This window comes from Stenotrophomonas sp. TWI273 (assembly GCF_039674765.1).
Taxonomy (GTDB): Bacteria; Pseudomonadota; Gammaproteobacteria; order Xanthomonadales; family Xanthomonadaceae; genus Stenotrophomonas.
This window is the reverse complement of record NZ_JBDJOA010000002.1, coordinates 274,992-289,757: the sequence shown is the minus strand read 5'-3', so window position 1 is coordinate 289,757 and position 14,766 is coordinate 274,992. Positions and strand designations below refer to the sequence as shown.

Below are 14,766 nucleotides of genomic sequence, written 5' to 3'. Positions count from 1 at the left end.
CCTGCATCGGCAACATCGATGTGACACACCCGCACTACCATCGGCAGCTGCCCGCCCGCCCCTCCAAGAGGAACCCCCGCACCATGCGTAGTCGTATCGAGGATGTCGCCGCCGTTGCGGGTGTATCGATCAAGACGGTGTCCCGCGTGCTCAACAACGAGCCCAACGTGCGCGTGGAAACCCGCGATCGCGTACTGGCCGCGGTGGCCCGCCTCGGCTACAAACCCAATCTCTCGGCGCGCAGCCTGGCCGGTCAGCGCTCGTATGCGCTGGCGCTGGTCTACAACAACCCCTCGCGCAATTACCTGATGGAAATCCAGAACGGGATGCTGGAGGCGTGCCACGCCAACCACTACAACCTGATCCTGGGCCCGGTCGGCACGGCGCGCCGCACCTTGCCCGATCTGGCCGCGCTGTTCGAGAATTCGCGCCCCGACGGGGTGGTGCTGATCCCGCCACTGACCGACGACGCAGTGGTGCTGGCCTATCTGGAAGAACACGAAATTCCGTATGCGTCCATTGCGCCGCGGCACCCCGAAGGCTGCATCGGCGTGCGCATGGACGAGACCACGGCGGTGGTCGAACTGATCGGCCACCTGGTCGCGCAGGGCCACCGCCGCATCGGCCACATCAAGGGCCCGCGCGCGCATGGCGCCTGCCAGTGGCGCCACGCCGGCTATCGCCAGGCGCTGCGCCAGTACGGGATCGAGTACGACCCGGCGCTGGTGGTCAACGGCCAGTTCTCGTTCGAATCCGGCATCGACGCGGCCAACGCCCTGTTGGATCTGGCAGAGCCACCCACGGCGATCTTCGCCGCCAACGACGACATGGCCGCCGCAGTGTTCCGCGTCGCCGGCCAACGCGGCCTGCGCATCCCCCGGGACCTGTCGGTCTGCGGCTTCGATGACACCCCGATCGCCGGGCATATCTACCCGGCGCTGACCACGGTGCGGCAGCCGACCGCCGCCATGGGGCGGCTGGCCACCGAGCAGTTGATCGATCACATCCGCTCGCCGGACGCCGGCACCATGATCACCGTCGATCACGCGGTGCTGGTGCGCGAATCCACGCACCCACCGCGTCGCCGCTGATCGCCTGCCTCAGCCGCTGTGGCGCGAACCGCGCCACGCGTAGAACGCAATGAACAGGTAGCACAGCATCGGCAGCAGGAAGGACACCTGCAGCCCATGATGGTCGGCCAGCCAACCCATCGCCAGCGGGATCACCGCCCCACCGACGATCGCCATCACCAGCAGGCTCGATGCCTGGCCGGTCAGCCTACCGAGGCGGGCAATCGCCAACGCGAAGATGGTCGGGAACATGATCGAATTGAACAGGCCGATGCTGACCACACTCCACTTGGCCAGGTTGCCGCTGCCCAGCATCGTCACCGCCAGCAGGGCCATGACGATCAACGCGAAGACCCCCAGCATGCGGCGCGGATCCAGACGGGTCAGCAATGCCGCACCGAGCAGACGCCCGACCAGCGCGCCGCCCCAATACAACGACACGTAGCGCGTGGCTTCCTGCTCGGTCAGCCCCTCACCGATACCCGGCATCGAAAGGAAGTTGACCAGCACGCTGCCGATCGAGACTTCCGCACCCACATAGAAGAAGATCGCCAGCACGCCATAGCGCAGGTGGCGGTGGCGCAGCGCATCGCGCAGGCGGCCCCTGCCGGTGGCAGCCTCGCCTTCCACGCCGGGAATGGTCGGCAGGCGGAACATCCAGATCGCCACCGCCAGCACGAACAGCGCCACTGCCAGGCCGAAGTAAGGCACCTGCACCGATTGCGCTTCAGCAGCGCGATACGCGAGCGCTTCAGCGTGCGGCAGCAGCGCCAGCTCATCGGCCGTGCGCGGCGCGGCCGAGAGGATCAGCAGGCCACCGAACAGCGGCGCGATGGTGGTGCCCAGCGCATTCATCGATTGCGCCAACGTCAGCCGGCTGGAACTGGTCTGTTCCGGCCCGAGCAGCGCAACGTAGGGATTGGCGGCCACCTGCAGCACGGTGATGCCGGTGGCCAGCACGAACAGCGCGCCGAGGAACAGGCCGTACACATGCGCCTGCGCGGCCGGCCAGAACAGCAACGCGCCCACACCGGCAATGGCCAGCCCGGCCACGATGCCGCGCTTGTAACCCACCGCCGCGACCAGGCGCCCGGCGGGGAGCGACATCAGGAAGTACGCACCGAAGAAGGTGAACTGGACCAGCATCGCCTGCACCCAGGTCAGGGCGAACGCCGCCTTGAGGTGCGGGATCAGGATGTCGTTGAGGCAGGTGAGGAAGCCCCACATGAAAAAGATGGCGGTGACCACGGCCAGTGCAACGCCATTGCTTTGCACATGTTGTCCGCGGACGGCAGCAGGAGTGTCCATTGCATGTCCTTCCAGATTGGGAGTGCCGGCCAGTCGGCGGCCAGACATGGAACCTGCTTGGACCGCGATTGTCCAGCGCTGTCAGCAATCGGATCCGAGGGTCGGCCGATGCTGCAGTGCACGCGCCCGAATGCCTTCGCGCAGTTTCGTTCTGCACTGCACAACAGATCAGCATCGCCATTCCGGCGGCCCACGTTCCCGCAGAATCGAGCTACAACGCCCGTGCTGCAGTGTTTCCGCCGCGCGCGCAGCCGTCCCGACTGCAACGCACGACACAGCTCGGCGTCGGCCGCAAGCGCATCGCCACGTGCGTTTGTTGACAACGCTGTCAACCATGGCTCCAATCCGGGCCGTGCGCACTGGACCCCGCGCCGACACAACGCAGAACCGCCACGATCGAATTCCCTGGGGAGGGATCATCATGAAGACGTACAAGGCCGTACCCCGCAAGGCGATGCTCACCTCCGCACTTCTCGCTGTCCTGGCCGGCCCGGCCTGGGCGCAGGATCCTGCGGCCCGAGAGAACACCACGACGGCCCCCGATGGCGTCGATCCCACCACGCTGGATGCGGTGCAGGTCACCGGCATCCGTGGCAGCCTCACCTCGTCGATGAACCTCAAGCGCGACAGCCAGGGGGTGGTCGACGGCATCATTGCCGAGGACATCGGCAAGTTCCCGGATACCAACCTGGCCGAATCGCTGCAGCGCATCAGCGGCGTGTCGATCGACCGCACCTCCAGCGGCGAGGGCTCCAAAGTCACCGTGCGCGGCATCGGCCCGGACTACAACCTGGTGCTCCTGAACGGCCGGCAGATGCCGGCGTCCAACCTCGGCAACGGCGGTGCTGGCCTGAACGGTTCGCGATCGTTCGACTTTGCGAATATCGCCTCCGAATCGATTTCGGCCGTCGAGGTCTACAAGACCACCCGCGCCGACAATCCGACGGGCGGCATCGGCGCCACCATCAACATAAAGACGCTGCGTCCATTGGAGGCGGCGCCGGTCGTCAGCCTGGGCCTGAAGGCGGTGCACGACACCTCCAACGACAACGTGCCGCGCACGCTGCAAGGGTCCAACATCACCGGTGAGCTATCGGGCATCTTCAGCCAGACCTACGCCGACGGACGCTTCGGTGTTGCACTCAGTGCCAGCCATCAGGAACGCGACTCGGGCTTCAACCAGGCGACCGTGGCCGAAGGCTGGGCGACCCTTCGTGGCAGCGACACCACCGACTGGCGGGCGTTGCCACAACCAGGCACGGGCTATGCCGACCGGATCACCAACCGCCCGGGCGCCGATGATATCTATGGCCGCCCGCAGAACTCGGCCTACAACGTCAATGCGGTGCAGCGGCAGCGCACCAACGGGCAGGCCACGTTCCAGTGGAAGCCGCTGGACAACGTGACCACCACGCTGGACTACACCTATGTGGAAAACAAGGTCCAGCAGCAGCGCAGCGAACTGTCGGTGTGGTTCAACTATGGCCCTGGCGACAGCACCTGGACCAACGGCCCGGTTGCCGCGCCTATCGTCTACAGCGAAGACGTGGTCAACGGCGACGTGGCCATGGGCGGCATGAAGCTGGCGACCAAGAACAACATGGAAGCGGTGGGCTTCAACGTCGAGTGGGAGGTCAACGACGCGCTGGACCTGTCCTTCGACTACAACCGCGCCAGTGCCGAATCGCAGCCCGATGGCCCCTACGGCTCGGCGGGCGTGCTGGGCGTCGCCGCTTACGTGCGTGGCAAGACCACGGTGGATTACAGCGGCGACCTCCCCATCATCAACATCGCACTGCCTCCTGGCGGCATCCAGGCGTCGGATGCCCTGGTGACCGGCTCGGTCTTCCAGAACAGCTACAACAAGTCTGAAGTGGAGCAGCTGCAGGCCAAGGGCGTGTTCCGCTTTGCCGACTACTCCGCGCTGGATTTCGGCGTGGGCCACACCAAGGTGGACAATCGCTCGGCCGCGGCCATCATGCAGCGAGACAGCTGGGGTGGCGTCGGTACGCCTGCGGACTACGATGACAGCATCTGGTACGCCGATGACATGGGCAAGTACTTCAAGGCGTTCTCCGGCCACAACGATCCGCGCCTGACGGGCCAGTTCCTGGTCTTCGATTTCGACCGCCTGCGCGATCGTGCCGCCCAGGTGGCCAATGGCGTGGAGCCTGCCTGCCCCACCTGCTATGTCGCCCCGACGGAATACTCCGAGGACATCCGTACCACGGAAACGTCCAAGAGCGCTTACCTGCAATACCGCACTACCTTTGACTGGAACATGCCGCTGCATATCGCCGCGGGTGTGCGCTACGAACAAACCGAGGTGGAATCGCAGGCGCTGGTGCGCGTACCCACCTCCATCAGCTGGAATTCGCTCAACGAATTCAACATCACCTACGCCGAGGAAGGCGCCTTCGTGGGTGGCAAGGGCAAGTACGACTACATCCTGCCCAATCTCGACCTGAAGCTGGACCTGAGCGAATCGTTGGCGCTGCGCGGCAGCTACAGCCGCAGCCTCGGCCGTCCGGGCTGGACGCAGATCGAAAGCGGGCAGCGTCTGGACAACATCGTGCGCACCCAGGGCGGCACCGGCTCGCGTGGCAACCCGGCACTGGAGCCGTTGCTCTCGGACAACGTCGATCTCTCGCTGGAGTGGTACTACGGAGAGGCCAGCTACGCCTCGGTCGGCTTCTTCCGCAAGAACATCAAGAACTTCATCAGCAATACGATCGCGCGTGAGGATGCAGGCAGTCTGCACACCCCGGTGGGCGGCGCCTACTGGAACGAGGCACTGGCATCGGGCTGCGTGGCTACCGATACGGTGTGCCTCCGCAACTACATCTTCACCAACCATGCCGGCGACCCGGGCGTGACCTCCACCGGTGTCAACTCCGCCGGTCAGCTGACCGGCAGCATCGTCGGCCAGCCGGGTGATCCGATCGCCGGGTTTGATGTCACCCTGCCGGCCAACCAGCGTTCGGACCACCTCCAGGGTTGGGAAGTGGCCGTGCAGCACCTGTTCGGCCAGTCCGGCTTTGGCGTGGCGGCGAACTACACCAAGGTGAAATCCGGCCTGACCTTCGACAACCTCAGCCTGGGCGACCAGTATCCGATGATCGGCCTCAGCGATTCTGCCAACGCGGTGCTGTTCTACGACAAGAACGCCTGGCAGGTCCGTGCGGCCTACAACTGGCGCGACAAGTTCCTCAACGGCATCGGCGGCCAGGGGCCCAACCCGAACTACACCGAAGCCTACGGCCAGCTCGATCTCAACATCAGCTACGCGGTCAGCGACCAGCTGACGCTGAGTGTGGAGGCGATCAACCTGACCGACGAGACCATGCGCACCTACGCGCGCCATTCCAACATGCTGCGCTACGCCACCCAGACCGGGCCGCGTTACATGTTCGGCGTTCGCTACAAGTTCTGAGTCGGCTGTACCGACCCGCAGCACCGGAAGGCCGCGCTCACCCCGCGGCCTTTCGCTTCCGCCACCCCCGCGCTACCGTGGGCGCCACCCGCCTCTGCCATCAGGACGCCGATGTCTGCCATGCCCGGCCCGATCGAGGAACTGCATGATCTGGATCCGGCGCAGCTGCACGCGCAGTTGCCCGGCTGGACGACACCGAAAGTGATCCGCGGGCTGGTGGCGCAGTGGCCGCTGGTCAGCGCGGCGACGCAGTCCGCACAGGCGGCGGTCGCCCATCTCAAACAGTTCGACCACGGCACGATGCCGGTCACCGCCACCACGGCGCCGCCGGAGGCCAAGGGGCGTGTGTTCTACAACGCCGACATGAGCGGCTTCAATTTCCGCCGCGAGCAGATTCCGTTGAAGGTCGTGCTCGACACCCTGCTCAAGTACGCCACCGCGCCGACGCCACCCTCGATCTACGTCGCCTCGACCACGCTGGACAGTTTCCTGCCCGGCTTCCGCCGGGCCAATGCACTTGCGCTCGGCGTGGACGATCCGCTGGCCAGTATCTGGATCGGCAACCGCTCGCGTATCGCCGCGCACCAGGACGTGCCGGACAACCTGGCCTGCGTGGCCGCCGGCCGCCGCCGGGTCACCCTGTTCCCGCCGGCGCAGGTGGGCAATCTGTATATCGGGCCACTGGACTTCACGCCGGCCGGGCAGGCCGTCAGCCTGGTCGACTTCGCCGCACCGGACCTGGCACGCTTCCCGCGCTTCAGCGAGGCGCTGGCCCACGCACAGGTGGCCGAACTCGGCCCCGGCGATGCGGTGTTCATCCCCTCGTTGTGGTGGCACCACATGGAGGGGCTGGAGGCGTTCAATGTACTGGTCAATTACTGGTGGCGGCCTGTGCCGGCGTGGCGGGATGCGCCGATGAACGCACTGATGCTATCGCTGCTGGCCATACGCGATCTGCCACCGGCACAGCGTGCGCATTGGCAGGCGATGTTCCAGCACTATGTCTTCGAGGCCGATGACCACACCGCCGCGCATATTCCCGAAACGGTGCGCGGCGTGCTCGGGCCACTCGACCAGGCCGGCGCCGATCATCTGCGCGGCGTGCTGCGCAAGCGCCTGGAGCGCTGAACGGGCCACCACGGCGGCGCCGACTTCACCCACGTGGGGGTGTAATCCGCAATAATCGCCGCCCAACGAGTTGTTGACCGCCCGGGGGCGGGGTCGTGCGCTCCTGACTGTTTCGCTGCTGCCGTTCCATCCGCATGTTCCGGTTGGTGCTGCACCCTGCCGCCCGTGAACCGCATGCGTCCGTTGTCCACCCGTCTGAACCTGGGCAAGTTGATCCTTGCCCTGGCCCTGCTCAGCGCGCTCATCGCGCTGGCCAATACCCTGCATGCCAGCTACCGCGTGCAGCGCGAGCAGCTGATCGGCAATACGCTGGAAGCCAACCGTGTGTATGCCAGCAAGCTGGCGGAGTCGACCCAGAACTTCGTTCTGTCAGCGCAGCAGCAGGTGGCCTACAGCGCCACCCTGCTCGGCCAGCGTGTGCATGATCGCAGCGAACTGGAAGCAGAAGCCGCACGCCTGCAGCTGCAGACCAACAGCTTCAACTCGGTGCTGATCGTGGATGCCGGCGGTACCGTGCTGGCGACCTCCCCACAGAGCCTGGCCCTGCAGGGCGTGCTGCTCAAGAGCGCCGGCAACCGCGATGCCCTGGAGCGCCGGGTCCCCTTCATCAGCGACCCCTACCAGGCCGCGACCGGGCGCCTGGTGGTGGCGATTTCGCATCCGATCTTCTCCGCGCAGGGGAGGTACCAGGGCTATGTCAGCGGCACGATCTACCTGCGCCAGCGCAGCATCCTGCAATCGCTGCTGGGCAAGCACTATTACCGCGATGGGTCCTACCTGTACGTCGTCGACCGCAACGGTCGCATCCTGTACCACATCGAACAGGACCGGGTCGGCCAGTTCGCGCTGGAGAACCCGGCCGTGCAGGCGGTGACCCGAGGCCACTCCGGCGCGCAGCAGGTACGCAACAGTCACGGCGTGCAGATGCTGGCCGGGTACGCGCCGGTGCCGAGCGTTGGCTGGGGCGTGGTGGCCCAGCGGCCGACCACCGCCACGCTGGCCTCACTGTCCAAGCTGATGTCGGCGGTGATCTGGAATGCGATTCCGCTGGGCATCCTGTCGCTGCTGATCACCTGGTGGTTCGCGCGGCGCATCTCGCTGCCGCTATGGCAGCTGGCGCGCAACGTGCAGAACCGCGACACCGGCATCGCGATCCGCCACGTCACCGGTATCCGGGCCTGGTACTACGAGGTCGCCCAGCTCAAAGCCGCCCTGCTGTACAGCTTCAACCTGCTGCAGGACCGCATCGGCAAGCTCAACCGCGCCAGCATGACCGATCCCCTTACCGGCCTGCAGAACCGGCGCGGCCTGCAGCAGGGGCTGGAAGACTGGCAGGCACGCGGCCAGCCATTCGGGATCATCGCGCTGGACATCGACCGCTTCAAAAGCATCAACGACCGCTTCGGTCATGCGGTCGGCGACGCCGTGATCCTGCGCATCGCGCAATTGATGCGCGATGGCTCACGCGACACCGATCTGCTCTGCCGCAACGGCGGTGAGGAGTTCCTGATCCTGTTGCCGGGCATCGATGCCCTCCATGCCGCGCAGGTGGCCGAGCGCCTGCGCATCCAGGTGGCCGCCGAAGTGTTCGAGCAGGTCGGCACGGTCACCGTGTCGCTGGGCGTGGCCCACTACCCGACCTATCACGATGATCCGCAGCAGGCGCTGCGGCTGGCCGACAAGGCCCTGTACATGGCCAAGGAACAGGGCCGCAACCGCACCGTGGTGTACCCGCAGCCTGAAGGCACGGGCACCAGTTGACACCGGGGTCGCGGGCGCAATGCGCCGCGGCCCGTGTCAGGCTCAGCTGCCCAGCGGGGTGCGCAGGCGCGGCGCGTTGGGGTCGCCGGCCAACGTAGCCGAGCCGTCGGTCAGCAGATCCGGCGAGAAGCCGGCGCTCTCCGGGCGTGTGGACCACGGGATGGCGTTGCGTGGTCCTGGAATGTAAGCGCGCCACTGCGCCAGGTCGTCAGGCATGGCGGTGTTGATCGCGAAACTGACCGGCACGCGGTAGGTGCGGAACGGCGCCTCCAGGCTGGCGTCCTCCGCGCTCAGCGGAAAGCGCCACTTGCGCGCGGCGTCCAGCGATGCCCTGCTCAGGCGACTGCGGATGCGATCCATCTGGGCTGCCGTCCCCGTGCTTCTCAGATTCACCTGCTCGGCAACCTGGTCGACCACACGCCCTTCCCGGTCAACCTTCAGGGCGAGGTACACGGTGCCCTGCCCACCCACGCGGAACACGTCGGCGGGGTAGCGCGGGGGTGGCGTACGCACCCTGGATTTGATTTCCCGTCCCGAGGCATCCTTCCGGGCGCCATCGAAATGTGCACTGATCAGCCGCACGTTGAAGGTATCGTTCGCACCCGGCTGGGCGACGACACGTACGGTCATCCGCGCATCCATCGGTACCGGGGCGCCGTCACGCACATTCGGCTCGAATTCCCAGTTCTTCACGGTGTCACGCACCAGCGTGGCCACTGCCTCCGGAAGCAGGTCCTGCTTGTCGATCTCCAGCGCAGTGATGCGGCCGTCGTCGCCAATGTCGAGGGTGCCCTCGACCCGCATCCCCATTTCCACCGGCACATCGGCCGACGGCTTGGCCGCGTGCGCTGGCGCTGCTGCCAGCACCAGTGCCACGGCGATTGCCTGGATGATGTCCATCGCGTTGTTTCTCCTTGTGCCATTCATCGTCATCGGTACCGACAGCCTACCCACTGGGGCCGGCATGCAGGGTCAGCCACCCAGCGGCGTCAACAGGGTCGGCCCCTTGCCGGCGGCATCGGCCATGAACACCCCGCCGGACGGCAGCATATCGGCCTTGCCATCGGCAGCCATGTCCATGTCCCTGCGCCACGGCGCCTGCTGGCGCGGGCCGGGAATATAGGCATCCCAGCGACCGTAGCGCTCGGCGTCGTCTCCGAAGGAGAAGCGTACCGGCACCCGGATGGTCCAGCTGGCTTCATTCCTGTACTCGCCGGTGGTCGGAATCCTGAACGTCCATTTGCGCGCAGCACCCATCGCTACCCGCGACAGCTTGTCACGCATCTTCCGCATGTTCGCCTCATTGGCGATCACACGCAGGTTGACCTGCTCGGTCGCCACGTCCAGGGCGTTGCCATCGCGCCCGACCTGGATCAGCAGGATCACGTCACCGCGTCCCCCTGCATTGAACACGTCCTCCGGATACGCCGGCCGCGACATCTTCCTGCCGGTCACGCTGCTGGTATCGGTTGGGTCGTACGTGTCGAAACTCGCCGCCAGCAGGGTGACCTGGCCCGTGCCATCCGGGTTGTTCTTTGCCCCCAGGCGGATGCTGGCCGGCGCACGCGCCTTGACGGCGCGGCCCTGGCGCCGCACCGGCTCGAAGCGCCAGGTGTGCACCGCACGTTCGACGAACCGGACGATTCCCTCGTCCACCTGGTCCGGCTTGTCGAGACGGAACGCTTCGACCTGGCCTTCGGTACCGATATCGATCTCGCCGGTAAGCACCATGCTGGCTTCGGCCTGCTCGCGCACCTCGCGCTTGGTCTGTGCGTCCGCATCGGGGACCACGACCATGCCCACGCCGCTGAAGGCCAGTGCCAGGGCAAGAATAGGGGAACAACGCATCGCACTATCTCCTTGTGGATACCTGACAGCGTAGCGCAGCGGCGTTCCTGTGGACAATCAAGCCAGCCGCAGCGCGCCGGCATACGGCGGCGTGTCCGGAAAATCACCGCTGGCAAAACCTGCCTGCAGCTGTTGCCACCACACGGGATCCAGCAGATGGCCGAAATGCTCGCGCACGGCCGCCAGCTCGGGCGCCGGCAGCCCCATGAACATCCAGAACCGCTCCGGAAACACGTCACGCGGGCCGATGTCGAACCAGGGTTCACCAGCCAGCGCTTCCTCCTCATTGCGCGGCGTCGGCCATGCACGGAAGTTGCACTCGGTGACCAGGCACAGCTCGTCGTAGTCGTAGAACACCGCGCGCCCGTGGCGGGACACACCAAAGTTCTTCGGCAACATATCGCCAGGAAAAATGTTGTTGCGCGCCATGTCGGTGATCGCCTGCGCGTAATCAAGCGCGGCGACGCGACGTGCCTCGGCGGTCTGCTCACGCAGGTACAGGTTGAGCGGACGGAAACGCCGCTGCACGTAGCACAGCGCGATCACCAGTTCGTCGCCGTCCTCGCGCACACTGCTGGCGCACTGGGTCAGCAGCTCCTCGCGCAGGGCCGAAGAGAAGCGTGACCGCGGGAAGCGCAGGTGCCGATAGGGCTGCGCGTCGAGCAGCCGGCCGACACGGTCCAGGTTGAATACCAGCGCATACTTCTCTTCGACCTGGTGCCGGCTCATGGTCTTGGGCCAGGCGAAACGGTCCCGGATCAGCTTGAACACCAGCGGATAGCTGGGCAGGGTGAACACCGCCATGACCATGCCGGGCGTGCCGTCAGCATGCACCAGCTGCTCGCCCGGCTGTTCCTGGAAGTGACGGAAAAAGGTGCGATAGCGTTCGGTCTTGCCCTGCTTGGCACGCCCGAGCACGGTGTAGATCTCATCGACCGGCTTGCCCGGCAGCAGGCTGCGCAGGAACACCACCGCATCGCCTACCGTGGCCAGATCGGCCTGGAAATAGCTGCGCGAGACGCCGAACAGATGCGCGACATCACGGCGCCGGGTCAACACCGCATCCACGCGCAGGCCGCGCTCGTCATGGACCAGCGCGATCACGCAGGGCGAGAAGCGATGCTCACCGAATACGCGCCCCACCAGATAGGCCCGACGCTCGCGATAGAACACGGTGTCGAGCAGTTCAATGCTGCGCACCGGGTAGTCGCCCCAGTGCGCCAGATCGTCCTGCAGGCGCACCGCGATCGCCGCGGCGCAGCGCAGCTGGTGCGCGTACGGCACATCGAAGCGGTAGTCCCCCAGTACGCGCATGAAGGCATCGGCCGGGCGCGTGGGCGACAAGGTGTAGCTGTGCCGCGCGACCGGATGGGTAATGGCATCGGAGGGCTCCACGTCCATCGCCATGAACTCGATCGCCCCGTCCACACCGCGGGTGGCGAACAGCCGGCGCGCCAGCGTGTTGTAGAACGTCTTGTACAGCTCGGCGTCGATCAGCCCCGCCAGCAACGCCGCATAGGCCGTGCGCACCTGCAGCCACAGCGCGCGCTCGCCGATGCGCTCACCGGCTGCACGGCGCAATGCATCCACGGTCTCGGCGATACACCGGTCGTACAGCCCGATGCGCTCCACGGCGTCCTGCCGTGCACCGGCCCAGTCGCGCCGTTCGAAGCGCAGCCGCGCACGCCGCGAGATCGCCGCGAAGCGCGCGTGGTAATCCTCGAACCCATCGCGGATCAACCGCGCAAGCGCCTCCGCTGACGCAGTCATGCGGTGCCACCGATGAGGCATGGAACGTTCTGGCAGGAACAGCGACCGTGCATGCATCCACTTCCACAGGACCTGCTGCCACCATAAGGCAGCGACTGGGCGCTTGCCCAGCGGGCGCCCACAAAAAAACCCGCGCCGAAGCGCGGGTTCTTCATCGATCACCGCTGGGGCGGGACCGCTTCGTTACAGCGCAGACAGCGCGCTGTTGAAGGTGGTGCTCGGACGCATCGCGGCGCTGGCCTTGGCCACGTCCGGACGGTAGTAACCGCCGATATCGACCGGCTTGCCCTGCACCGCGGCCAGCTCGCCGACGATGGCCTGCTCGTTGTCGGCCAGGGCCTTGGCCAGCGGAGCGAAACGGGCCTTCAGCGCGGCATCGTCGTCCTGCGCGGCCAGGGCCTGGGCCCAGTACAGCGCGATGTAGAAGTGGCTGCCGCGGTTGTCGATGCCACCGAGCTTGCGTGACGGCGACTTGTCGTTGTCCAGGAACTGGCCGTTGGCCTGGTCCAGCGTCTTGGCCAGCACGGTCGCACCGGCGTTGTCGTAACGGTTGCCCAGGTGCTCCAGCGAGGCCGCCAGCGCGAGGAACTCGCCCAGCGAATCCCAGCGCAGGTAGTCCTCTTCCACGAACTGCTGCACATGCTTGGGCGCCGAACCACCGGCACCGGTCTCGAACAGGCCGCCACCGGCCATCAGCGGCACGATGGAGAGCATCTTGGCGCTGGTGCCCAGCTCCATGATCGGGAACAGGTCGGTCAGGTAGTCGCGCAGCACGTTGCCGGTCACCGAGATGGTGTCCTCGCCCTTGCGGATGCGGTCCAGCGAGAAGGCGGTCGCTTCCACCGGGGCCAGGATGCGGATGTCCAGGCCGTTGGTGTCGTGGTCCTTCAGGTAGGTCTCGACCTTGGCGATCACCTGCGCATCGTGCGCGCGGGCGGCATCGAGCCAGAACACCGCCGGGGTGCCGCTCAGGCGGGCGCGGTTCACGGCCAGCTTCACCCAATCCTGGATCGGGGCGTCCTTGGTCTGGCACATGCGCCAGATGTCGCCGGTCTGCACGGCGTGCTCGAACACCACGGCGCCTGCCTCATCGGAGACGCGCACGGTGCCGTCGGCCGGGATCTGGAAGGTCTTGTCGTGCGAGCCGTATTCCTCGGCCTTCTGTGCCATCAGGCCGACGTTCGGCACCGAGCCCATGGTGGCCGGGTCGAACGCACCGTGGGTGCGGCAGTCGTCGATCACGGCCTGGTACACACCGGCATAGCAACGGTCGGGGATGACGGCCTTGGTGTCCTGCAGCTTGCCATCGGCATTCCACATGCCGCCGGAGTCGCGGATCATCGCCGGCATCGAGGCATCGACGATCACGTCGCTCGGCACGTGCAGGTTGGTGATGCCCTTGTCCGAATTGACCATCGCCAGGCCCGGACGCTTGCCATATTCGGCAGCCAGGTCGGCCTTGATCGCTTCCTGGGTCGCTTCGGGCAGCTGCGGCAGGCGCGCGAACAGATCGCCGATACCGTTATTCGGATCGAACCCGGCCTGCTTGAGCACCTCGGCATGCTTGGCCAGCACGTCTTTGTAGAACTCTTCGACGACCACGCCGAACATGATCGGGTCGGAGACCTTCATCATGGTGGCCTTGAGGTGCAGCGAGAACAGCACGCCCTTGGCCTTCGCATCGGCGATCTGCGCCTGCACGAACGAGGCCAGCGCATTGCGGCTCATCACGGCGGCGTCGACGATCTCACCGGCCTTGACTGCGGTCTTTTCCTTGAGCACGACGCTGCTGCCGTCGGCCTTGAACAGTTCGATCTTCAGGCTGCCGGCAGTGGCCAGCGTCGCCGACTTTTCGCTGCCGTAGAAGTCACCGCCATCCATGTGCGCGACATGCGACTTGCAGTCCTTGGACCACTTGCCCATGCGATGCGGGTGCTTGCGGGCGTAGTTCTTGACCGACAGCGGCGCGCGGCGATCGGAGTTGCCTTCGCGCAGCACCGGGTTCACCGCGCTGCCCTTGACCTTGTCGTAGCGCGCCTTGATGTCGCGCGAGACGTCGTCGGTCGGCACGTCCGGGTAGTTCGGCAGTGCGAAGCCCTGGTCCTGCAGTTCCTTGATCGCGGCCTTCAGCTGCGGCACCGAGGCGCTGATGTTGGGCAGCTTGATGATGTTCGCGTCCGGGGTGGTCGCCAGCTGGCCCAGTTCGGCCAGGTGGTCGGCTTCTTTCTGGTCGTCTTTCAGGTAATCCGGGAACAGGGCCAGGATGCGGCCGGACAACGAAATATCGCGGGTTTCCACGGCAATGCCGGCGGTGGCGGTGTAGGCCTCGACGATCGGCAGCAGCGACTGCGTGGCCAGGAACGGGGCTTCATCGGTGAGCGTGTAGAGAATCTTGGGCGTGTTCGACATGGGGGATCAGGGCTCTCTTGCAGATCTCGTGAATGATGG

General features: G+C 66.1%; 9 protein-coding genes. 4 read left to right on the top strand and 5 right to left on the bottom strand.

Features of this window, described 5'->3' with window-relative positions; translation table 11 throughout:
• Positions 1-83 precede the first annotated feature (83 nt).
• Positions 84-1,091 (top strand): LacI family DNA-binding transcriptional regulator, encoded by a 1,008-nt coding sequence (locus ABE571_RS03700; protein ID WP_313219451.1) that lies wholly within the window; start codon positions 84-86, stop codon positions 1,089-1,091.
• 9 nt (positions 1,092-1,100) lie between these two features.
• Here the strand turns inward: ABE571_RS03700 and ABE571_RS03695 are convergent, their stop codons facing one another.
• Positions 1,101-2,378 carry a sugar MFS transporter gene (locus tag ABE571_RS03695; RefSeq protein ID WP_346493201.1) on the bottom strand — a complete coding sequence of 426 codons (1,278 nt, stop codon included), beginning with the start codon at positions 2,376-2,378 and terminating at the stop codon, positions 1,101-1,103.
• Between the two features lie 421 nt (positions 2,379-2,799).
• On the opposite strand from ABE571_RS03695, the gene ABE571_RS03690 reads away from it, so the two are divergent.
• From ABE571_RS03690 to ABE571_RS03680, 3 genes are all read left to right on the top strand, one after another.
• Positions 2,800-5,811, top strand: a complete 3,012-nt coding sequence (locus ABE571_RS03690) for a TonB-dependent receptor (RefSeq protein ID WP_313211336.1) — start codon at positions 2,800-2,802, stop codon at positions 5,809-5,811.
• 111 nt (positions 5,812-5,922) lie between these two features.
• Positions 5,923-6,939 (top strand): cupin-like domain-containing protein, encoded by a 1,017-nt coding sequence (locus tag ABE571_RS03685; protein WP_313211337.1) that lies wholly within the window; start codon positions 5,923-5,925, stop codon positions 6,937-6,939.
• A gap of 174 nt (positions 6,940-7,113) precedes the next feature.
• Complete coding sequence (locus ABE571_RS03680; protein WP_313211338.1) at positions 7,114-8,700, top strand: sensor domain-containing diguanylate cyclase; 1,587 nt, start codon at positions 7,114-7,116, stop codon at positions 8,698-8,700.
• A 42-nt stretch (positions 8,701-8,742) separates the two neighbouring features.
• Here ABE571_RS03680 and ABE571_RS03675 read toward each other — a convergent pair whose 3' ends face one another.
• The 4 genes from ABE571_RS03675 to ABE571_RS03660 form a co-directional block, all read right to left on the bottom strand.
• Positions 8,743-9,600 (bottom strand): protein tonB, encoded by an 858-nt coding sequence (locus ABE571_RS03675; RefSeq protein ID WP_346493200.1) that lies wholly within the window; start codon positions 9,598-9,600, stop codon positions 8,743-8,745.
• Positions 9,601-9,672: 72 nt separating this feature from the next.
• Positions 9,673-10,548, bottom strand: coding sequence for an energy transducer TonB (locus ABE571_RS03670; RefSeq protein WP_313211340.1), 876 nt, complete (start codon positions 10,546-10,548; stop codon positions 9,673-9,675).
• A 57-nt stretch (positions 10,549-10,605) separates the two neighbouring features.
• Entirely contained in the window at positions 10,606-12,318 is a 1,713-nt protein-coding gene (gene aceK / locus ABE571_RS03665) for a bifunctional isocitrate dehydrogenase kinase/phosphatase (RefSeq protein WP_346493199.1), read from the bottom strand.
• A 183-nt stretch (positions 12,319-12,501) separates the two neighbouring features.
• Positions 12,502-14,727 carry an NADP-dependent isocitrate dehydrogenase gene (locus tag ABE571_RS03660; protein WP_346465879.1) on the bottom strand — a complete coding sequence of 742 codons (2,226 nt, stop codon included), beginning with the start codon at positions 14,725-14,727 and terminating at the stop codon, positions 12,502-12,504.
• Between the last annotated feature and the right edge of the window lie 39 nt (positions 14,728-14,766).